Origin of the sequence: Prochlorococcus sp. MIT 1304 (assembly GCF_047305015.1) — a bacterium.
Lineage (GTDB): Bacteria > Cyanobacteriota > Cyanobacteriia > PCC-6307 > Cyanobiaceae > Prochlorococcus_A > Prochlorococcus_A marinus_E.
Genome location: NZ_CP138974.1, coordinates 1,223,673 through 1,243,995, shown reverse-complemented (window position 1 = coordinate 1,243,995; position 20,323 = coordinate 1,223,673). Strand labels below are relative to the sequence as shown.

The 20,323-nt window shown below is 31.2% G+C and carries 24 protein-coding genes; 19 read left to right on the top strand and 5 right to left on the bottom strand.

What is annotated here, in order from left to right; genetic code table 11:
* The first annotated feature begins 56 nt into the window (after window positions 1–56).
* From hisA to fba, 16 genes are all read left to right on the top strand, one after another.
* Window positions 57–824 (top strand): 1-(5-phosphoribosyl)-5-[(5-phosphoribosylamino)methylideneamino]imidazole-4-carboxamide isomerase, encoded by a 768-nt coding sequence (hisA, locus tag SIB45_RS07015; RefSeq protein WP_011862830.1) that lies wholly within the window; start codon window positions 57–59, stop codon window positions 822–824.
* A 79-nt stretch (window positions 825–903) separates the two neighbouring features.
* Window positions 904–2,520 carry a DUF3685 domain-containing protein gene (locus SIB45_RS07010; RefSeq protein WP_011862829.1) on the top strand — a complete coding sequence of 539 codons (1,617 nt, stop codon included), beginning with the start codon at window positions 904–906 and terminating at the stop codon, window positions 2,518–2,520.
* A 14-nt stretch (window positions 2,521–2,534) separates the two neighbouring features.
* Window positions 2,535–3,083: a thylakoid membrane photosystem I accumulation factor gene (locus SIB45_RS07005; protein WP_011862828.1), complete on the top strand. Its 549-nt coding sequence runs from the start codon at window positions 2,535–2,537 to the stop codon at window positions 3,081–3,083.
* A 10-nt stretch (window positions 3,084–3,093) separates the two neighbouring features.
* The gene (locus SIB45_RS07000) at window positions 3,094–4,260 is read left to right on the top strand and encodes a hypothetical protein (protein ID WP_011862827.1); all 1,167 of its coding nucleotides are present in this window, start codon (window positions 3,094–3,096) and stop codon (window positions 4,258–4,260) included.
* Window positions 4,261–5,316: a hypothetical protein gene (locus tag SIB45_RS06995; protein ID WP_011862826.1), complete on the top strand. Its 1,056-nt coding sequence runs from the start codon at window positions 4,261–4,263 to the stop codon at window positions 5,314–5,316.
* On the top strand, window positions 5,313–5,774 hold the full coding sequence (ruvX, locus tag SIB45_RS06990; RefSeq protein WP_011862825.1) for a Holliday junction resolvase RuvX: 462 nt from the start codon (window positions 5,313–5,315) through the stop codon (window positions 5,772–5,774). The genes SIB45_RS06995 and ruvX overlap by 4 nt, the downstream gene beginning before the upstream one ends.
* 26 nt (window positions 5,775–5,800) lie before the next feature.
* Window positions 5,801–6,337, top strand: coding sequence for a DUF3727 domain-containing protein (locus tag SIB45_RS06985; RefSeq protein ID WP_011862824.1), 537 nt, complete (start codon window positions 5,801–5,803; stop codon window positions 6,335–6,337).
* Between the two features lie 5 nt (window positions 6,338–6,342).
* The gene (locus SIB45_RS06980) at window positions 6,343–6,837 is read left to right on the top strand and encodes a YqeG family HAD IIIA-type phosphatase (RefSeq protein WP_011818295.1); all 495 of its coding nucleotides are present in this window, start codon (window positions 6,343–6,345) and stop codon (window positions 6,835–6,837) included.
* Window positions 6,834–7,916: a glutamate 5-kinase gene (gene proB, locus SIB45_RS06975; protein WP_011862823.1), complete on the top strand. Its 1,083-nt coding sequence runs from the start codon at window positions 6,834–6,836 to the stop codon at window positions 7,914–7,916. The genes SIB45_RS06980 and proB overlap by 4 nt, the downstream gene beginning before the upstream one ends.
* A gap of 19 nt (window positions 7,917–7,935) precedes the next feature.
* A complete protein-coding gene (gene lpxD / locus SIB45_RS06970; RefSeq protein ID WP_011862822.1) occupies window positions 7,936–8,970 on the top strand; it encodes a UDP-3-O-(3-hydroxymyristoyl)glucosamine N-acyltransferase in 1,035 nt (344 codons plus the stop codon).
* Between the two features lie 28 nt (window positions 8,971–8,998).
* Window positions 8,999–10,072, top strand: a complete 1,074-nt coding sequence (gene leuB / locus SIB45_RS06965) for a 3-isopropylmalate dehydrogenase (RefSeq protein WP_011862821.1) — start codon at window positions 8,999–9,001, stop codon at window positions 10,070–10,072.
* Window positions 10,073–10,161: 89 nt separating this feature from the next.
* Window positions 10,162–11,058, top strand: coding sequence for a phosphoribulokinase (locus tag SIB45_RS06960; RefSeq protein ID WP_011818291.1), 897 nt, complete (start codon window positions 10,162–10,164; stop codon window positions 11,056–11,058).
* Between the two features lie 140 nt (window positions 11,059–11,198).
* The gene (gene accD, locus SIB45_RS06955; RefSeq protein ID WP_413682118.1) at window positions 11,199–12,080 is read left to right on the top strand and encodes an acetyl-CoA carboxylase, carboxyltransferase subunit beta; all 882 of its coding nucleotides are present in this window, start codon (window positions 11,199–11,201) and stop codon (window positions 12,078–12,080) included.
* Window position 12,081: 1 nt separating this feature from the next.
* Window positions 12,082–12,477, top strand: a complete 396-nt coding sequence (locus SIB45_RS06950; RefSeq protein WP_011862819.1) for a hypothetical protein — start codon at window positions 12,082–12,084, stop codon at window positions 12,475–12,477.
* 2 nt (window positions 12,478–12,479) lie between these two features.
* The gene (locus SIB45_RS06945; protein ID WP_011862818.1) at window positions 12,480–13,577 is read left to right on the top strand and encodes a Gfo/Idh/MocA family protein; all 1,098 of its coding nucleotides are present in this window, start codon (window positions 12,480–12,482) and stop codon (window positions 13,575–13,577) included.
* Window positions 13,578–13,669: 92 nt separating this feature from the next.
* Window positions 13,670–14,743 carry a class II fructose-bisphosphate aldolase gene (gene fba / locus SIB45_RS06940; protein ID WP_011376344.1) on the top strand — a complete coding sequence of 358 codons (1,074 nt, stop codon included), beginning with the start codon at window positions 13,670–13,672 and terminating at the stop codon, window positions 14,741–14,743.
* 48 nt (window positions 14,744–14,791) lie between these two features.
* Here fba and purQ read toward each other — a convergent pair whose 3' ends face one another.
* From purQ to SIB45_RS06915, 5 genes are all read right to left on the bottom strand, one after another.
* Entirely contained in the window at window positions 14,792–15,457 is a 666-nt protein-coding gene (purQ, locus tag SIB45_RS06935; RefSeq protein WP_011862817.1) for a phosphoribosylformylglycinamidine synthase subunit PurQ, read from the bottom strand.
* Between the two features lies 1 nt (window position 15,458).
* A complete protein-coding gene (gene purS, locus SIB45_RS06930; protein WP_011862816.1) occupies window positions 15,459–15,713 on the bottom strand; it encodes a phosphoribosylformylglycinamidine synthase subunit PurS in 255 nt (84 codons plus the stop codon).
* Window positions 15,714–15,812: 99 nt separating this feature from the next.
* Window positions 15,813–15,977 carry a hypothetical protein gene (locus SIB45_RS06925; protein ID WP_011862815.1) on the bottom strand — a complete coding sequence of 55 codons (165 nt, stop codon included), beginning with the start codon at window positions 15,975–15,977 and terminating at the stop codon, window positions 15,813–15,815.
* 46 nt (window positions 15,978–16,023) lie between these two features.
* Window positions 16,024–17,088 carry a GTP-binding protein gene (locus SIB45_RS06920; protein ID WP_011862814.1) on the bottom strand — a complete coding sequence of 355 codons (1,065 nt, stop codon included), beginning with the start codon at window positions 17,086–17,088 and terminating at the stop codon, window positions 16,024–16,026.
* 9 nt (window positions 17,089–17,097) lie between these two features.
* Window positions 17,098–17,610 (bottom strand): pentapeptide repeat-containing protein, encoded by a 513-nt coding sequence (locus tag SIB45_RS06915; protein WP_011862813.1) that lies wholly within the window; start codon window positions 17,608–17,610, stop codon window positions 17,098–17,100.
* Between the two features lie 63 nt (window positions 17,611–17,673).
* Between SIB45_RS06915 and SIB45_RS06910 the strand changes: the two genes are divergently transcribed.
* From SIB45_RS06910 to ilvD, 3 genes are read left to right on the top strand one after another with little or no spacing between them, the layout of a single operon-like run.
* Entirely contained in the window at window positions 17,674–18,291 is a 618-nt protein-coding gene (locus tag SIB45_RS06910; protein ID WP_011862812.1) for a uracil phosphoribosyltransferase, read from the top strand.
* Between the two features lie 29 nt (window positions 18,292–18,320).
* Window positions 18,321–18,611, top strand: a complete 291-nt coding sequence (locus SIB45_RS06905) for a hypothetical protein (protein ID WP_011376338.1) — start codon at window positions 18,321–18,323, stop codon at window positions 18,609–18,611.
* Window positions 18,612–18,634: 23 nt separating this feature from the next.
* Entirely contained in the window at window positions 18,635–20,308 is a 1,674-nt protein-coding gene (gene ilvD, locus SIB45_RS06900; protein WP_011862811.1) for a dihydroxy-acid dehydratase, read from the top strand.
* Window positions 20,309–20,323 lie beyond the last annotated feature (15 nt).

Sequence of the window (20,323 nt, the reverse complement as noted above, 5' to 3'; positions counted from 1 at the left end):
TAGAATTACATATTGAATGGTACTACTAATAAGTAATTAATGAAAAGGACGATTCTATGAACCTAATACCAGCAATTGATTTAATGAATGGTAAGTGCGTAAGGCTTTTTAAAGGCGACTTTAATAAAAGAAAAGACTTTACCAAAGAGCCTCATGAGCAAGCTAAATTTTGGGAAAGCGAAGGGGCAAAATGTATACATATAGTTGATTTGGATGCTGCAAAAACTGGATCCCCAACAAACGATAAATCAATAAAAAAGATTGCAAAAACAGTTAACATACCTATTCAAATAGGTGGGGGGATAAGGTCTCAAGAAAGGATAGAACAATTATTTTCTTATGGTATTGAGAAAGTTATCATGGGAACCTCTGCAATAGAAAATAAAGAACTAGTTAAAGACTTATCAAATAAATATCCTGGAAGGATAATTGTTGGAATAGATGCAAAAAATGGAAAAGTTAGTACAAGGGGTTGGCTTGAGCAATCTAATATTTTTGCCACAGATCTAGTAAAAGAGTTTTCTTCATTTAAAATTGCTAGTTTTATTGTTACAGATATAAATACAGATGGGACGTTAGAAGGGACAAATGAAGAATTCATAAAAAGCATACTTGAAATTACAGATATTCCAGTAATAGCCTCAGGAGGTGTTGGTTCAATTTCTGATTTATTATCCTTAGTAAAATTTGAAAACTCTGGACTTTTTGGAGTAATTGTAGGTAAAGCTCTATATGAAAATAAATTCACGATAAAAGAAGCTAATAATGTATTGTCATCAGAGAGATTAAATGACTTTGATTTAAACAGAAATTACTACGCCTAAAAGAGTATAAAAATTGATTTAAGGCTGGTGTTTGCAGTAATTGTTAGTTAATTTTGTATAAGAGATAAGAAATCTAGTCTTGGAATTAATTTCAAAAAAATCGATATTGATTATTGCTCCAAGCTTAATAGCAGAATCTTTATCGCTTAAGTTAACATCTCTAGACCAAAATTTAGACATTAACTTTAATAATGGAACAGGTGATAAAACTCCGGAGTTAGTTATATGGAATGTTCTTAATTTCCAATCAGAAGATCTTATAAGGTTAGAATTACTGAAATTAAGAGAAAAATATGATGAGTCAAAGTTTCTTATAATTCTCTCAGGCGAATTTGTTTATGAAGCAAATACCCCTCCATCGTTAAATGCTGAAGGTTTTCTTTTAAATCCCGGTGCAGAAAAAGTTCTTGAATCTATTGATACCATTTTAAACGGAGGAAGGGTATTTGATATTGAAAATAATTCCCTAGTTCAATTAAACAAAAATAAGCCTCTCTCTTTTAGTCAAAAAATTCTAACTTCAGGTCTTAAACAAATAGATTCTGAAATTAACTATATATTCAAATATGTCAACTCTGATTCAACACCAGAATTTTATAAATTCATTTTAAAAGGAAGATTAAGAGAACTTATTACTGCAAAATCTTTTCTAATTTTCTTATGGGGTAATTCACTAGAACTTTATACAGAGGCAGTTTACACTGAAAATAAAATTAATCTTGAAAATAAGAACACTGTTTTCATTAAAGATAAAAACACCGCAGAAATATGGAATTTGATTTTAGATAGACTAAAAGAAAGGTATAGCTCAACCAACTTACAGGTTGAATTTAATAATTCATCAATAATTCTCTCTGGAATAAAGAAAGAATTCATTTCGCGACTAATTTGCAAAATGTTAGATGAGTTAGATAATTTAGTCAAAAATATTAAGGAAAACTATAAGGAGAAAGATTTTAAAGATGATTTAAATTCTCTTATAAAAGAACTTAAAGTTAATACAATTTCAAATATTACAGACAGTTATTTTCGATTAAAAAAAGGAGGCGAATCTATTTCAATAAATGATTTTATTTATAGTGAGGTAAGTTGCGAAGAGATAGATAGAGAATCACATGAATCAATTATGTTTATTGAGCCAATTATTAAAAATGAAGCTCTTGACTATGATGGAAAATTACTCCCTCTATATGAAACAGAATCATTTTTGATCCTTGAAAATATTATTTCAAACTGGACAATAAGGAACTGTAATTTATTAGCTTCTGAAATCTTTAATATTTGTTCTTCTTGGCCTGAATTAAGAACTGTACTTATAAATCCCGAATTACAATCGACAAGAAATTTTGAAAGATTTAGAAATAATATTAATAACTACAATCGCTGGCATGACTATATTTATATGCCTATCTACTTGTATGAGAGTAAAAGAGAATATATTGATATTATCGATAAAAAATTTACCCGTTACTTTAAAAATGAAAATAGGGAGAAAGAATTAGAGAATCTAGAATGGCTACAAAAACAAGTTACATTGTTAGTTGAGATAAGAGATGCCGTAGCACCGCAGTTAGAAGTTGCTGTAAAATATATCGGTAATCTTTTCGTAACTTTCCTTACAAAGGTCGTTGGTAAAGCTATCGGTTTAGTGGGGAAAGGAATCCTTCAAGGATTAGGAAGATCAAGTTCAAAGTAAGTTATTAAACTTTAATGAAAATAATTCAATGGATCCTGATAGCATTAATTTTCTTAAGCCCATTTAAAGCAAATGCCTCTAGAGATACTGATAGTTATGATGGCAACATTTTCCCAATATACGCAGGTAATGGGGCTATAGTTCCTCCCCAGACAACTCTTCAGGAATCATTAAAAAATAAAAGAGTTGCAGTTTTATTTTTTTATCTTGACGACAGCTCGGATAGTAAAGCTATGGCTCCGATAATATCCGGTTTAGATTTGATATGGAGAAATAATATAGATATCATTGCTCTAACTACTGATGAATTACAGGATAAAGAAAAGTCTGATCTTATAAATGAACCTAATTATTATTGGAACGGATTAATTCCACAAACCATTATTTTAAATAGTGATGGTGAAGTTAAATTTGATAAAAATGGAATGATTAATATCGATGAATTAAACAAAGTTATTGGAGAACTAAAGGGAATTGATATAGAAGAAACGACATTTTCTGTAGAAAGCTTTAATGAATACAACAGTATCATTTCTGAAAAAAAAAATAAAAACAAAAATTAATTAAAAAAAAATGATATTAATAAATATCTTCCTAGTTCTTTTAATTTTTTTAATTATTTCAGATTTATATATTAAAAACTCACCCAAATCAAAGTTAAATCTGGTACCTATAAATTACAAAATCAAAAAAAAGGATGGTTTAAACGAATTAATTATTGATTTAAAAATAACTAATAAAAGTAAAACTAAAGAGACTATGGTTTCTAATATAAATTTTGAGTTAGATTGTTTTAAAAGTAAAGGTAACGAATATTGCCAAAATTTTAATTATCAACAAGATATTTACATATATGAAAATAATAAAATTAAGAATTTAAATAATTACTGGCCAACAACAATTATCAAGTCAAATTCAGAATTATTTGTAAGAATCATATATAAATTTAGCAATGATAATTTTAGAAAAAAAATAAAATATCTATGGTTAAAAATATGTTGGGAGAACTATGGACATTTTGGTATTTCAAATAATAAGGATTGTTTCTTAATTAATTTAGATGGTCAAAAACAAAGGCCGAAAGAAGTTTTTGAAATTCCAATAAATAATAAATATAAAGCACTTGCTATTAAAACTGATTTACTTGGTTGCTTTGATAACCCAGTAAATACTGTGATTGAATACTGTAAAGGAATTATAGAAGAAAATGATATTTTAACTATCGGTGAGAGTCCGCTAGCGATTATGCAAAATAGATATATTTCCCCTCAAAATTTAAAATATAGTTTATTTTCGAAAGCTTTATGTTATTTTTTTCACCCTACAAGCAGTCTCGCAACAGCTTGCGGGATGCAATTATTAATAAATAGAATCGGAGTCACAAGAATTACCTTTGCACTATTTGTTGGATATCTCTTCAAATTAGTTGGGATTAAGGGTATGTTTTATAGGTTAACTGGTTCAGAGTCATCTCTCATCGATGATATAAGCGGTACAGTTACACCTTACGACAAGAGTATAGTAATGGGTCCTCTCAATGCGGATTTATTTTGTAAGGAAGTCTCGAACTGTCTAAATATAGATGTTGCTGTAGTCGATGTTAATGATCTTGGAGGTGTAAAAGTCTTAGCTAGTTCAAATAAAACAGTAAATAAAATCCTCAAAAGAAACTTAATATCTAATCCAGCTGGCAATGGAGATGAAAAAACCCCTATAGTATTAATAAGAGAAAAAAAGTAAATGAAAAAAGATACTTCTCATTCTTTTCTATCTAAAAAAGGAATTGAAGTAACTTTTGAAGAACTCCATATAAGGCACATAAATCTTTTAATAGATATAAAAAATAAGGAATTGAATAATTGGTTTTTAAAGATGGCAATTATAAACACCTTTGATGACTTAAAAATTTTTTTAAATAATCTTAAGAAAAATAAAAATAAATGCATAATTGCTATATCCGGAAACGAAATTATTGGTTATTTGAATATTTTTCCATTAAACAAAAAAGAGACTTGCTTAAAAATATCTAAGCCCAAGTTGATTAACAACAAGTGTTCTTTAACAGATAAACAATTAACTTTAGGATTGATAAAAAAATCTATCTCAATAACAGACATAAAAACTTCAAGTTGGATAATTAATGCTGATATAAATAATGTTGACCTAATATCAACCTCAAGGGAATTAGGCTTTCAACCGTTAGGAGAGATAATCCTTTGGGATGGAAATGATCTAAATAAATCCATAAAGCAAAATACTAATTCTTATGCATTAATTAATGAATTCCAAAACATTAATAAACAAAATATATTAAAAATAGTTAATTTCATAAGATCAAATCAATCTCCCTTAATAAGAAATATTTTAGATTTTGATCAAGACGACATTCTTAAAAGAAATAATTCTAAAAGTGGTGCCTTAATATATGAAAATTCAGTTTTATGTACAATTTTAAAAGATATTAATTATCAAAATGAAGAAATTTATACTTTAACTATTAGTAGATATTGGGATAAGAGATTCAATTCTATTTTAAAAGAATTTATAAAAAGATTTTTTGAAAAATCACCTGTTTCATATTTAAAAACCTATAAAGAAAATTCTCAATTAAATGTTTTTCTTGAAGAGTGTAATATCAAAGAAAAAAATCAAGAAATAATTCTTATTAGGAACACAATAATTAAGAATGAAGCCAAACAAGTAAATAAAATAAATCAATCTTTGGAATCAATCATTGAAAAATTAAGTCCACAAGGTAATCCATATCCATCTCCTTTTCCATTAAAAACAAAGTGAAATTTTGCAAACCCAAGCCCAAATCAATTTTGAGTTTGGATATAGGTTCCAAAAGAATAGGATTAGCTTATTGTGATCCCCTCTGCATAACATCAAATATACTTCCAGCAGTAAAACGATTTGAAAATAATCAAGAGATTAAAATCATTAGAAATTATATAAATGAATTTAATTTGACTGGTTTTATTGTGGGTATTCCGCTAGATGAGAAAGGTAAAATGACCACTCAAGCTATTGACTGTAAAAATTACGGTCAATTACTTTCAAATGAATTAAAGCTTCCATTTTCTTATGTCAACGAACATAGTTCAACTTGGGAATCTTCAGAAAGATTTGGAATAAAAAAAGATAAATCCGGATTAATTGATAGTTTTTCAGCAAAAATAATACTTGAACAATGGATCGAAGAGGGTCCTGAATTAGAAGAAATAGCTGGTAAACGTCAGATAAAAGATTAGTATTAAAAAGGATAGATAATTTTTAAATGAAAGAAGCCAATTCAAATGATAATTATGATGCACAGACTCTTTTATTAAATGACTCAAATGGAAACGAGCTATTTTGTTATCTTGAACAATTAGTAAGTGTTGAAGGCCAAGAATATGCTTTATTAACGCCAGTTGATACACCAGTAAGTCTTTTTAAGATAAATGAAAAAGATGAACCTGAACTAATTGAGAAAATAGATAAAAATGAACAAATACTAAAAAATGCTGAAGCAGTCCTTCAAGAACATGATTTAAGACTTGTCAGATCAGCAGTTACATTAACAGTATCAGGAGAACTTGAAGAACCAATTTACGATGAATTAGAAGAAGATTACGTCGATGATGATAGTGAGAGTTATGAATTGCTAGTTAACTTTAATCTTTTAGACCAAGAATATGGCTTATATATACCACTAGATCCTTTTTTTATTGTTGGTAAATTAAAAGACAAAGGTGCCTTATTAGTTGAAGATGATGAGTTCGATAAAATTCAACCTTTGATTGAAACTGAGCTTGAAAAAAGTAGTTCTTAAAATAAATGAGATCTATCCTAAATATCAATTGGGATTCAAACTTACCAATATATAATATTTCTCAATCTGAGTTGCAAAAAAAAGGAATTAATTCTTTATTGCTAGACGTGGATGGGACTCTAGTAAATAGAAAATCAAATATGATCCCAAAAGCTGTAAAAAATTGGATTATAGAATCTAAAAAACTTTTCTCCTTATATCTAATAAGTAATAATCCATCAAAAAAAAGAATCGAAAAAATAGCGAAAGAATTAAATTTAAGTTATAAATACAATGCATCAAAACCTAGAAAAAAAGTAACTTTGTCTGCTATCAAAGAAATTGGCAGAGAGCCAAAAAATATAGCCATTATTGGCGACAGAATTTTTACAGATATTATTGTTGGGAATAGATGTGATATAAAAACAATATTAGTTAAGAGATTAAATAGAGATGGCCTGCCTATAAAATTTAATTTAACTTTGACAATAGAAAAATTAATTTCTCATTTTATAAAATGAAAACTTGGGTTATAAAAATTGGTACTAGTATTTTAAGAGGAACAGAGGAAACATCTACAGAAGAAGTTATTGAAAACCTTTCCAGATCCTTTACAAGTTTTCTTTCAAAAGGAAACAAGTTAATTTTAGTAACTAGTGGAGCCGTTGGATTAGGTTGCCAAAAGTTAAATATTAAAACAAGACCAAATGATTTAAGTACCCTTCAAGCTACTGCTGCAGTAGGTCAAGTTAATTTAATGTCCTTATACGATAAAGTATTTAATAAATTAGGTCTTAATATTGCTCAAATTTTAATAACTAAAGCTGATTTTAATTCACGAGAATCCTTTAATAACGCTTCTAAAACTTTAAAAAGATTAATCGATTTGAATGTTATTCCAATAGTAAATGAAAATGATACCGTAGCAAATGAAGAGCTTAAATATGGAGATAATGATACCCTCTCTGCTTTAGTTGCCTTGGCTATAAATGCTAACAAGCTTATTTTATTAACCGATATTGAAAATCTATACTCAAAAGATCCACGTAATAATAAAGATGCGCAACCTATTAAAGAAGTTCATAATAGTGAATTAAAGGAAATTAAAGATAAAAATATTCAAAACTCAAATAATGAATGGGGAACAGGAGGAATTTCTACAAAATTAATTTCTGCAGAAATAGCAACAAAAGGAGGAGTCGAAGTCCAACTAGTTGATGGAACTAATAAAAAAAACTTAATTGAAATATTTAATGATAATAAAATTGGAACTTTATTTTATCCAGTAGAAAAACCTATTGGAAACAAAAAAAGTTGGCTTTCACACGCAATTCAAACAGTAGGGAAAATTACTTTAGATGATGGCGCTTCTTTTGCAATTAAAAAAAAAGGTGCCTCACTTTTAGCGGTTGGTGTTAAGAATGTAGAAGGAAACTTTACGATTAATCAGGCAGTTAAAATCGTAAATACAAATGATAAAGAAGTTGCAAAAGGTTTAGTATCAATAAGTAGCGACAAATTAAGAAGTATCTTAAATAATAAAGAAAATAACAACTCCTCGATAATTGTCGTTCATAGAGATGTTCTTGCTCTCTCTTAGAAAAAATTAAAACTGAAAAATGCTTTTAAGTGATTTAGTTGATCTAATAAAAAAAGGAAATTCAAATTTTATTAGTGCCAATATTTTCGAAGATTTAAACATAGATGATGCTGCCTCATTAGATGCTGCAGTTAAACATCAAATATCTTTTTTAGAGGAAAATAATATCCTTAAAGAAAAATTAGATCAAACTAAAGCCTCAGCAATAATAACTACTAACAACGATGAAATCGTTAGTGCCCTAAAAAAACTCAATATATCTAACATAATCGTTAAAAATCCAAGAATTGCATTTGCAGAAGTATTGGATTATTTATATAAAACTATCAATTTCAAACCAGGAATTCATGCTTCAGCAGTTATAGATAAAACAGCAATAATTGGAGCAGATTGCCATATTGGACCTAATGTCTATATTGGAGAAAATACCATAATTGGAGACAATAATCATATTCTTCCTGGATCATCAATTTTAGGCAATGTTCAAATAGGAAATAATAATATAATTCATCCTAATTGTGTTATTTACGAAAATACCACTCTAAAAAATAATTGTGTAATTAATTCAAATTCTGTTATTGGATCAGAGGGATTTGGTTTTATTCCTGAAAATGGCAAATGGGTAAAGATGCCGCAAAAAGGTGGTGTAAAAATAATGAGTTTTGTAGAAATTGGAACTAATTGTTGTATTGATAGACCCGCAGTTGGATTTACTTTTATTGATGAGGGAACAAAGTTGGATAATTTAATACAAATAGGTCATGGCGTAAAAATTGGAAAGAATTGTGCATTTGCAGCTCAAGTTGGTATCGCTGGAGGCGCAAATATTGGAGATGGTGTTATTTTGGCAGGGCAAGTAGGAGTCAATAATAGAGTAAAAGTTGGTAATAATGTCATTGCGAGTTCAAAATGCGGAATCCATTGTGACATTGAAGATGGCAAGGTAATAAGTGGTTTCCCCGCGATGGAAAATAAATCATGGCTAAGGAGTTCAAGTATTTTTAAAAAATTACCAGAATTAGCAAAAAAACTTAGACAATTAGACAAGCAATAATTTATTGTTCTATTAAACAAAAATTTAAATGAAGAAATATAAGATTGTTTTATTATCAGGAGACGGAATTGGACCAGAGATTTCAGAAGTTTCAAAAAAAGTTTTAAAAAAGCTTTCAAAAAATCATAACTTCGATATTGAGATTATTGAAAAATTATTTGGAGGGATAGCGTATGAAAAATATGGTACTCCTGCTCCAGATGAGACACTAGATCAATGTAAAAAAAGTGACGCAGTACTTTTAGCATGTGTTGGAGATATTAAATATGATTCTCTTGCAAGAGAATTAAGGCCAGAAAGTGGGTTACTAAAGTTAAGATCTGCCCTAAACCTTTTCGCAAATATCAGGCCTGTCAAAATAAGAAAATCTCTATTAGATGCAAGTTCATTAAAAAAAGAAATCGTTGAGCATGTAGATCTTATTGTCGTGAGAGAATTAATAGGAGGAATTTATTTTGGAAAACCAAGAGGCCACATAACAAATACAAAAATACCAAAAGCTTTCAATACTATGGTTTATGATTCGAATGAAATAGAAAGAATAACCGAAATAGCAATAAAAATTGCTAACCAAAGAAATAAAAAAATATGTTCTGTTGATAAATCAAACGTTCTTGAGGTTAGTCAATTGTGGAGAGATACAGTTTTAAATATCACCTCAAAAGACAAAAATATATCTCTAAGCAATATGTACGTTGATAATGCAGCAATGCAATTAGTTAGAGATCCTGGTCAATTTGATGTGATTTTAACTAGTAATTTATTTGGAGATATTTTAAGCGACTTAGCCGCAATGTTAACTGGTTCTATTGGTATGCTTCCATCTGCTTCTTTAAACAATAATGGCCCAGGCGTTTTTGAACCTGTTCATGGTTCGGCTCCTGATATAGCTGGTAAAAACATAGCTAATCCTATTGCAATGCTTTTATCTGCATCCATGATGTTAAAAATTGGATTAAATGAAGAAGAAGCTGCAGAAAATTTAGAAACTGCCATTGATAAAGTTTTATCAAAAGGATTTAGAACAGCAGATTTAGCTGATGGGTCTACTGAAGTTTTATCTTGCAGTGAAATCGGAGATAAAATAATTAATGAAATTTAAAAAAAAATTAATAAATAAAAAAATATTTTTAAGTAAAACATAAAGTTGGCATATGACCTGTCAGAATCAATAGATAATATTTTTTAAAAATGTCAAAACGTCATCCAGTAGTCGCTGTAACAGGATCTTCAGGAGCAGGAACAAGTACAGTAAAAAGGGCCTTTGAGCATATTTTTGCTAGAGAAGATATAGTTCCTGCAGTTGTAGAAGGTGATAGTTACCACAGGTTTGAAAGAATGCCTATGAAAAAAGCTATGGCAGAGGCTCTTTCAAAAGGCGAAAATTTTTCTCACTTTGGTCCAGAGGCTAATCTTTTTGACAAGCTAGAAGAACTTTTTAAAATCTATGGTGAAACTGGGGGAGGGAAGAAAAGATATTATCTACATAGTCTTGAAGAAGCGGAAGAACACAATACAAGACTTGGGACATCCTTAGAACCAGGGCAATTCACTCCATGGGAAGATATTCCGGAGGGAACAGACGTACTTTTTTATGAAGGTTTGCATGGCGGGGTAGAAGGTGATGGATATAATGTGGCATCTTATGCTGATTTACTTGTTGGTGTTGTTCCGATAACTAATCTAGAGTGGATTCAGAAAATTCATAGAGATAATGCAGAAAGAGGGTACTCAGCTGAAACCATTGTGGATACCATATTGAGAAGAATGCCTGATTATATAAATCACATTTGTCCTCAATTCAGCAAAACCGATATTAATTTCCAAAGAATTCCCACAATTGATACTTCCAATCCTTTCATATGCAGGAATATCCCAACTCCTGATGAGAGTTTTGTGATCATACATTTCAGAAAAGGGGCAAGAGAGAAATGGGGGATTGATTTTCAATATTTGCTTGGAATGATTAATGATTCATTTATGTCAAGTCCCACAAGTATCGTTGTAAATGGAGGGAAAATGGGATTCGCAATGGAACTAATTCTCACTCCAATAATTCATAAAATGATTGAGGAGAAAAATAAATAAGAATTAATTTTCGATTATCAACTCAAATCATTATATTTGTTACTTTGAGGAGTTTTTAATTTAGAGGATATCAAATTTTTATATATCTTTCTTGATAAAAGTACCTTATTTAGATTTAAATAGAAAAAACAGGAAACGTTGTGTCATTAATCGACTGGTTTGCCACAAGGCGTAAAGATCAATTTGTTGGAAAAGTTTCGCAAGATGCTGATGAGGGAGATGGTTTGTGGGTTAAATGTTCAGAATGTTCTCAAGTAGCCTATAGAAAAGACCTAATTTCAAATTTCAATGTTTGCAGTAATTGTGGACACCACAATAGGATAAATAGCGATGAAAGGATAAATATAATTGCTGACAAAAATTCATTCGAAGAGTTTGATAGTTTACTAAGTCCTACAGATCCTTTAGGTTTTAAAGATAGAAGATCATATGCTGATCGAATTAAAGAAAGTCAAGCAGGCACAGGTCTAAGAGATGGAGTCGTAACGGGTATCTGTTCTGTAAATTCAATGCCTTTAGCATTAGCTGTTATGGATTTTAGATTTATGGGAGGATCCATGGGTTCAGTGGTTGGTGAAAAAATTACAAGGATAATTGAAAGAGCAACTTTAGAAAATTTTCCTATTCTTATTGTTTGCGCATCAGGTGGAGCAAGGATGCAAGAAGGTATGTTAAGTCTCATGCAAATGGCAAAAATATCTGGAGCACTAAAAAAGCACAAAGAAAAAAATCTTCTTTATATGCCCTTACTAACTCATCCAACAACTGGGGGAGTAACAGCAAGCTTTGCAATGTTAGGTGATTTAATTTTGGCAGAACCTAAAGCACTTATTGGATTTGCGGGAAGAAGGGTTATTGAACAAACATTAAGAGAAAAATTACCTGATAATTTTCAAACAGCTGAATATCTTCTTGAGCATGGTTTTGTTGATGTAATAGTGAAAAGGAAAGATCTCAAGACTACTTTGGCTAAGATTTTAAAAATCCATGGAGTAAAAGAACTTGCAGAAGCAAATACATAAAATGAAAATATTTTCTAATTTATTTTATTTTTATTTAAGCTTTTTACTTTTTATTTTAAACTTTGCTTCCTATTCATATGCGATAGGAAATGTTGAATGGGTGCTACTAAAAGAGAATGATGATGGGAAAGAATGGCTTGATAAAGGAAGTATTAAGCCGCTCCCAAATGGTGAAATAAGTGTATTAACAAAGTTCTTTAAGAATCCAACTAATTCTGATGATGATGGAGAGTTATCACTTTATGTAATGAGAATTAATTGCAATGAGAAAAAGTTCAAAGATACTTCAATAAATGGAATTCCACAATTCAATTCAAAATGGCAAACTTCTAATAATGATGAACTTATAGATGTTGTTATTGAAAATAGCTGTTCAGAGTTTATTAATAATGGATAAGAATGAATACTAAAAATAAAAAATTAAAAATAGCAATCGCTGGATTAGGGTTTGGGAAAAAAGTTCATTTAGAGGCATTAAAAGAGTCTGATTACTTAACTCCTGTAGCTATTTATCATTACGAGAAAAAGCAAAAATCGATATTAGAAAAAGAAACAGGCTTAGATTTTTTTCATAATTGGGAAGACTTAGTTAAATCTTCGGAAATTGATGGGATTATAATTGCCACCCCTCCTGAATCAAGATTTAAGTTAGCAAAACAAGCTCTAGAGAATAATAAAAATTTGCTCCTAGAAAAACCCGTTTCATTATCCTCCTCAGAAATTGAAGAGCTTCAGAGAATATCTTTAATTAATAATTTAAGCGTATGTGTTGATTTTGAATATAGAGCAGTACCTCTTTTCCTTCAGACAAAAAAACTTATTGATGAAAATATTTTAGGAGAAATATATTTAGTCAAATTAGATTGGCTAATGGGGAGCAGATCCGATCCTAAAAGAGCTTGGGATTGGTATTCTTTGGAAGAAAAAGGTGGAGGAGTTATTGGCGCTTTAGGTACTCATGCATTCGATATGTTGAATTGGTTTTTTGGAGAAGCAATAAACGTGTCTGGCAAGTTAGCAACATCAATAAAAAAAAGACCTTTACCTAATTCATCTGATTTAAATGATGTTACGAGTGAAGATGTATGTTTAGCCAATATAGAAATATCAAACTACAGCTCGAATCTTATTCCATGTCAGGTATCTTTATCATCAATTTCTAAAAATGGTAGAGGATTTAGTTTAGAAATATATGGAAGCGAAGGTTCACTAATTCTTAAAAGCGAAAACCAAAAAGATTATGTACATGGTTTTAATTTAAAATATTCAAACAACGAAAATAAAATACAAAATCTAACTGCAGATTCAAGTTTTAATTTTGAAAAAACATGGACTGATGGGAGAATAGCTCCAGTTTTGAGAATTCAAAATTTATGGGCTGAGAGTATTTTTAATAAAACACCTATCATTCCAGGCTTATGCGAGGGACTTGCAAGTCATAAAGTTTGCGAAGCTATAAGAGAATCGTCGAAGAGCGGGTTAAATATAAAAATATAGATTTTGTATATCTAATTACGTGACATTTGATCCCTCTTTGTACTAAACTCGCGGAAACAAGTGCTTTGTATAGCATCTAACTTATTTTAATTATGGCCCTCGTTCCACTAAGACTACTTTTAGATCACGCTGCTGAGAATGGTTACGGTATTCCAGCTTTCAATGTTAATAATCTTGAACAAGTTCAAGCAATCATGGAAGCAGCATATGAAACTGATAGTCCAGTTATCCTCCAAGCTTCAAGAGGGGCAAGAAATTATGCAGGAGAAATTTTCTTACGTCATCTAATCCTTGCCGCTACAGAAACATATCCAAATATTCCAGTTGTAATGCACCAAGACCATGGCAATGAGCCATCAACATGCTATTCAGCAGCAATAAATGGTTTCACATCAGTAATGATGGATGGTTCTCTAGAGGCAGATGCAAAAACACCCGCAAGTTACGAATATAATGTTGCAGTTACTAAAAAAGTTGTAGATTTTGCTCATTCAGTTGGGGTTAGTGTTGAAGGAGAATTAGGTTGCTTAGGTTCATTAGAAACAGGGAAAGGAGAAGCTGAAGATGGTCATGGTTTTGAAGGTGAACTTTCTACAGATATGCTTTTGACTGATCCTGAAGAAGCTGCAGATTTTGTTGCTAAAACAAAAGTTGATGCATTAGCTATTGCTATAGGTACAAGTCATGGTGCTTATAAATTCACAAGAAAACCTACAGGAGAAGTTCTTGCAATAAGCAGAATTGCTGAAATTCATAAAGCACTCCCAAATACCCATCTTGTAATGCATGGATCTAGTTCAGTTCCTCAGGAATGGTTGGATATCATTAACAAATATGGTGGTGAAATCCCTCAAACATATGGTGTTCCTGTTGAAGAGATTCAAGAGGGAATAAGAAATGGAGTTAGAAAAGTCAACATTGATACCGATAACAGACTTGCTTTCACTGCCGCGGTTAGAGAGGCAGCATTTGCTGATAAGGCAAACTTTGACCCAAGACATTTCAACAAGCCTGCTAGAAAATACATGAAGCAAGTTTGTCTTGATAGATACAAGCAGTTCTGGTGCGAAGGTCAAGCAAGTAAGATCAAGCAAAACAGCACCAATTACTTTGCGGATCTTTACGCTAAAGGTGATTTAGATCCAAAAGTAAAAGCTACTGTCTAATTTCTTCCCATATTAAATAAAAAAGACCCCCAAAATTGGGGGTCTTTTTTATTTCAATATTAATGATTTTAATGTAAAGAGACCATCAGTCCCACCAATTGTCTCGTCACATGCTCGTTCTGGATGAGGCATTAAACCAAGAACATTACCCTTTTCATTAGTTATGCCTGCGATATCGAATGAGGAGCCATTAGGATTATTTTTATATCTCAAGGCGATCAATTCATTATCTACAAGTTTTTTTAAAGTATCAGAATCACAATGAAATCTTCCTTCCCCATGCGCTATGGGTAACTTAATAGTTTGTTTTTCACCTCCATCATTGAACCAACCTCCTTTTGAAGAAACAATATCAAGTTCAACATCATCACAGATGAAATTAAGATTTTTATTTGCAGTAAGGGCACCAGGCAAAAAGCCTGATTCTGTCAAAATTTGGAACCCATTACAAATTCCTAAAACTCTTCTTCCACTTTTCACAAAGTCATCCAAAGCATTTATTAATGGAGAGAATCTCGCTATTGCTCCACATCTTAAATAATCACCATAGCTAAATCCTCCGGGTAAAACTATTGCATCTACATCGCTTAAATCTGATGACTCATGCCACAAGTATTTTGTTCTTATGTCTAAACAACCTTCCAATGCCCATGAAACGTCACGATCACAATTAGAACCAGGGAAGACAACAACTCCTACAGTAAAATTATCCATCTTATAATTTTTCTAGTGAATACTCGTAATCTTCAATAACAGTATTTGCGAATAACCTATCACACAATAAATCAATTTTTTCTCTTACTTCGTTTTCACCATCACCTTCTATTTTTACCTCAATCATTTTTCCTATCCGTAATGATTTTATTCCCTCGGCTCCAAGTTTTATAGAGGCAGATTTAGTAGCTTCCCCTGCTGGATCTAAAACTGAGGGTCTTAGTCTTACAAAAACTTTTACAGCAAATTGGTCCAATTAAAAATTAATTTCTACTAGAAGATTAGTTTAAATTTTAATAAAAAGTACTATTGATTAATAAACAAATATTTTTTTTCCATAAGGTTTTCTGAGTTATTAAATGTCTATGTAGCCTCTACCAAAACAAACTAAGCAAGTTTTTCTTGAATTTTCAGGTGTTTTAAAATTTCCTGACCCCCCACATTTTGAACATTTTATTTTATCAATTGAAGAAACTTCTTCAGAGATTATCTCTTTTAAAGCAATTTTTGAATTTTCCATCTTGGGCTGTCTACTGAAGTAAGTATCCCGACAAGTAACTATAAAGTCAAATTGCTATTTTTGGGTCACTTAAAATCTTAAATTTCTCTTTAATTTTTTTATTGAAAGTTTGTATAGATTTTTCATCAAAGGAAATTATTACTAATTCAAGCCCAGCATTATCATTTGGTCTCCAACAATTGTTTGGAGCTTCTTCAAACCAAGTATTAATTTTCTTTCCTACAATTTGTATTTGTAAAGGCAATGATTTGTTTGGTATCCAAATACGTCCTTTTATTCGAAGAATGTTTAATTCATCCAAGATTTTTGACATCTCCTTTTCAAAGTCATTTTTTTCAAGGAAATAATTTAATTTAAATGAATCTGATACAAGCTCAACATGATTATGGTCATGTTCTTCCGTTAAAAATTCTTTATAAGTCTCTTTTTTAAAATTAAAATCAAATAGATAATTTAAATCAATTTTGCCATTCTTGGATTTAAGGACTGGTGTAGATGAATTTAGACTTCCTTGAATTTTATTTTTTACAACGTCAAACTGATCATCATTTAAGATATCTGATCTAGAGACTAAAACGATATCAGAAACTTCTAGTTGCTCCTCAAAAAGTTCATCTATAGTGGCGTTGTGATCAATTTTATCTGTCTCATTATATTGTTTTGTTATTTTATTTAAATCATTAATTGGGGAACCATTTAGCATTGATTCTCCATTAACGATACCAACAACAACATCAAGGTAGATGGAAGACCTAATCTCAGGCCAGTTAAGTGCTTGAATTAAGGGAATTGGTAGTGCCAACCCACTTGTTTCGATAATTATTGATTCGATAGGAGGATTAAATTCTAGGAGAGCTTTTATTGATGGAACAAAGTCATCTTGAACAGTGCAACATAAGCATCCATTGTTTAATTCGATAACGCAGTCGTCTTCAGATTCATCACATTTATCACAACTTTTAATCAAATCACCGTCAATTCCAACATCACCAAATTCATTGATTATTAAACCAAATTTTTTATTACTCTCTTTTAATAGATATCTTAGAAAAGTTGTTTTACCTGAACCAAGAAATCCCGAAACAACAATAACTGGAATTTTTTTTTTCATCTTTGATGATTAACAACCTAAGCTGTATTCTGTACTCTCTCCTGTAGAACTATTTGTGCCATTGGCAATCGCACATAATTGTTTTTGTTGTGTACGACTTAGAACTGCATCAGTAAAATCTGCACCATCTATTTTTGCGCCTTCAAAATTACTCTCCATTAATAGAGCATTAGTAAAATTAACATCTGAAAGATCAGCATCTGTAAAGTCTGTTGCATAAGCTAGTGCATCTCTTAAATTTGCTCCAGTAAACTTTGAGTTTTGCAATTTACTATTATTGAACACCGCCCCTTCTAAATTACTTTCACTGAAATTAAACCCATTTAAATCAAACTTAACGTATTCGTTGCCGCTTAAATCTTGACCATGCATATCTGGCTCTAAATTAAGGTCTTGCTGGTTTCTAATCTCAGGAGGTCTTTTAGCCCATGCTGAATTTACAGAATTAAAAAATAAAATTCCAACGAATAACAAAGTAATTAATGCATTCTTTAGTGAGGGGAAAACAATTGATTTAATCATAATAAGACTGTATTTTAGAGCTTAAGTATTTAAAGTTTGTAAGAGTATCTTAAAGGAAAATATATGGCAATGTCACTAAAGGTTATTGTTCCTCCTCATCCATTAATAAAACATTGGCTTTCAATATTGCGAGAAAAAAATACTCCAAATATTTTGTACTCTACAGGATATGAGCAATTAGGGAAATGGCTTACATATGAAGCATTACGTAATTGGCTGCCATATAAAAAAGAAATAGTAAATACTGATAATGGAGACGCAGATGGATTCTTTATTAATAATGATTATCCAATAAAAGTGCTCGCAATGTTGCCCGAAGGGTTATCTCTTTGGTTTGGATCTAAAGAAGTAATTCCTAATTCAACCCTTTCATTAGGAGAACTTCCTAAAACTATTGAATCAAATGAAGGAGTTATATTTTATTCAGAACAAATAACGACAAAGTCAGCAACATTAGAAACTTTAATTAAATTAAAGGAATTAGGTGTTGATTCAAATAGGATTCTTTTAATAACTGCTATTTGCTCAAATAAAGGGTTAAATGAAATTGCGAAATTACTCCCTAATCAGGTAATTTACACTTCTTGTATAGATGAGGAAGACGAAAAAACACAATTATTAGTCCCGGGGATTGGAAATCCTCTATCGCGTTTAAGTACTATATTTCAAGATAAGAACTAATATAGAATATAGGAGTAAATAACTTACCAATGTCTGAATACAGAGATTCGTCTTCAAATAATCTTTTATCATTAATAAGCGGTGCTTTTATTGGAGCAGCAGGTCTAGCTTGGTGGTTAATATCCGAAGCAGACAAAAGAAAGGAGGAAAAAAAACAAAAAGCAATGATGTATTCCTCCAGAATTCAAGACGGATCAGAAGCGATTGATTCAAATGAAAATATAAATGAAGTTGAAGGAGAGAATCTGGAAAAGAAAGTTGAGCAACTTAATTCTGCAATTGCAGATGTAAGGAAGCAACTTGAAGAGTTGGGGCAATAGAATAAAAAAGGTTCTCAAATAATATGAATAAACTCAGATCATCTGCAATAACCCAAGGTGTTCAAAGATCACCTAACAGATCGATGTTAAGAGCTGTTGGATTTAATGATGAAGATTTCAATAAACCTATTATTGGAGTTGCAAATGGATACAGCACAATAACACCATGCAACATGGGTTTAAATAAGTTAGCTCTAAAAGCTGAAGAATCAATAAAAAGATCAGGTGGGATGCCTCAGATGTTTGGGACTATAACAGTAAGTGATGGAATTTCTATGGGAACAGAGGGCATGAAATATTCCCTAGTTTCAAGAGAAGTTATTGCTGATTCAATTGAAACAGCATGTAATGCTCAGAGTATGGATGGAGTACTTGCTATAGGTGGATGTGATAAAAATATGCCGGGTGCCATGATTGCGATTGCAAGAATGAATATTCCCTCAATTTTCATTTATGGAGGGACAATAAAGCCTGGGAAATTGTATGGAGAAGATCTAACTGTTGTTAGTGCATTTGAAGCTGTTGGTCAATTAACATCAGGCAAAATTACTGAAGAAAGGCTTATCCAAGTTGAGAAAAATTGTATTCCTGGTGCTGGAAGCTGTGGAGGAATGTTTACAGCTAATACAATGTCTGCGGTTATTGAAGTATTAGGGTTAAGTCTTCCTCACAGTTCCACTATGGCTGCTGAAGATCTTGAAAAAGAACTAAGTGCAGATAAAAGTGCTGAGATATTAGTCTCTGCAATAAAAAAAGATATAAGACCTCTAGACCTAATGACTAAGAAAGCATTTGAAAATGCAATATCAGTAATTATGGCAATTGGTGGGTCAACAAATGCGGTATTGCACATCTTGGCTATTGCGAATACTGCAGGAATAGATATCAACATTAATGATTTCGAGAGAATCAGACAAAAAGTACCCGTTATTTGTGACCTTAAACCGAGTGGTAAATATGTGACGGTCGATCTTCATAAAGCAGGTGGGATTCCACAAGTAATGAAAATTCTTTTGAATGCAGGATTAATTCATGGCGATTGCAAAAACATTGAAGGCAAAACCATCTCAGAATACTTACAGAATATTCCAGATAAGCCTCCAACAAATCAAAATGTCATAAGAGACATACATGACCCTCTTTACAAAAAAGGACATCTAGCGATATTAAAAGGTAACTTAGCGAGCGAAGGTTCTGTAGCCAAAATTAGCGGAGTAAAAAACCCTGTATTAACAGGTCCCGCTAAGATTTTTGAAAGTGAAGAGGATTGTTTAAAGTCGATTTTAAATAACGATATCAAAGCTGGTGATGTTGTTGTCATAAGAAACGAAGGCCCTGTAGGAGGGCCAGGCATGAGAGAAATGTTGGCTCCAACATCTGCAATTGTTGGTCAAGGGCTCGGAGAGAAAGTAGCTCTGATTACCGATGGGAGATTTAGCGGCGGTACATATGGTCTGGTTGTTGGTCATATAGCTCCAGAGGCGGCTGTTGGCGGAAACATTGCTCTAATAAAAGAAGGCGATTTGATTACCGTTGATGCTGTAAAACAACTAATTGAAGTGAATTTATCTGACGAAGAATTAAAAAAAAGAAAAAAAGATTGGGTAAAACCTATTCAAAAATACAAAAGAGGAATTCTTTCAAAATATTCGAGAATAGTAAGCACATCAAGTTTAGGGGCTGTTACTGATTTATAAATCAGTTCAAATTTT

Coding starts and splice junctions, on each gene's coding strand:
- hisA (WP_011862830.1), top strand. CDS start 57: ATGAACCTAATACCAGCAATTGATTTAATGAATGGTAAGTGCGTAAGG.
- SIB45_RS07000 (WP_011862827.1), top strand. CDS start 3,094: ATGATATTAATAAATATCTTCCTAGTTCTTTTAATTTTTTTAATTATT.
- SIB45_RS06980 (WP_011818295.1), top strand. CDS start 6,343: ATGAGATCTATCCTAAATATCAATTGGGATTCAAACTTACCAATATAT.
- SIB45_RS06985 (WP_011862824.1), top strand. CDS start 5,801: ATGAAAGAAGCCAATTCAAATGATAATTATGATGCACAGACTCTTTTA.
- SIB45_RS06910 (WP_011862812.1), top strand. CDS start 17,674: ATGGCAATGTCACTAAAGGTTATTGTTCCTCCTCATCCATTAATAAAA.
- SIB45_RS06950 (WP_011862819.1), top strand. CDS start 12,082: ATGAAAATATTTTCTAATTTATTTTATTTTTATTTAAGCTTTTTACTT.
- SIB45_RS06960 (WP_011818291.1), top strand. CDS start 10,162: ATGTCAAAACGTCATCCAGTAGTCGCTGTAACAGGATCTTCAGGAGCA.
- proB (WP_011862823.1), top strand. CDS start 6,834: ATGAAAACTTGGGTTATAAAAATTGGTACTAGTATTTTAAGAGGAACA.
- SIB45_RS06995 (WP_011862826.1), top strand. CDS start 4,261: ATGAAAAAAGATACTTCTCATTCTTTTCTATCTAAAAAAGGAATTGAA.
- lpxD (WP_011862822.1), top strand. CDS start 7,936: ATGCTTTTAAGTGATTTAGTTGATCTAATAAAAAAAGGAAATTCAAAT.
- SIB45_RS06945 (WP_011862818.1), top strand. CDS start 12,480: ATGAATACTAAAAATAAAAAATTAAAAATAGCAATCGCTGGATTAGGG.
- purQ (WP_011862817.1), bottom strand. CDS start 15,457: ATGGATAATTTTACTGTAGGAGTTGTTGTCTTCCCTGGTTCTAATTGT.
- SIB45_RS06905 (WP_011376338.1), top strand. CDS start 18,321: ATGTCTGAATACAGAGATTCGTCTTCAAATAATCTTTTATCATTAATA.
- SIB45_RS06920 (WP_011862814.1), bottom strand. CDS start 17,088: ATGAAAAAAAAAATTCCAGTTATTGTTGTTTCGGGATTTCTTGGTTCA.
- SIB45_RS07005 (WP_011862828.1), top strand. CDS start 2,535: ATGAAAATAATTCAATGGATCCTGATAGCATTAATTTTCTTAAGCCCA.
- fba (WP_011376344.1), top strand. CDS start 13,670: ATGGCCCTCGTTCCACTAAGACTACTTTTAGATCACGCTGCTGAGAAT.
- ilvD (WP_011862811.1), top strand. CDS start 18,635: ATGAATAAACTCAGATCATCTGCAATAACCCAAGGTGTTCAAAGATCA.
- SIB45_RS06915 (WP_011862813.1), bottom strand. CDS start 17,610: ATGATTAAATCAATTGTTTTCCCCTCACTAAAGAATGCATTAATTACT.
- SIB45_RS06925 (WP_011862815.1), bottom strand. CDS start 15,977: ATGGAAAATTCAAAAATTGCTTTAAAAGAGATAATCTCTGAAGAAGTT.
- leuB (WP_011862821.1), top strand. CDS start 8,999: ATGAAGAAATATAAGATTGTTTTATTATCAGGAGACGGAATTGGACCA.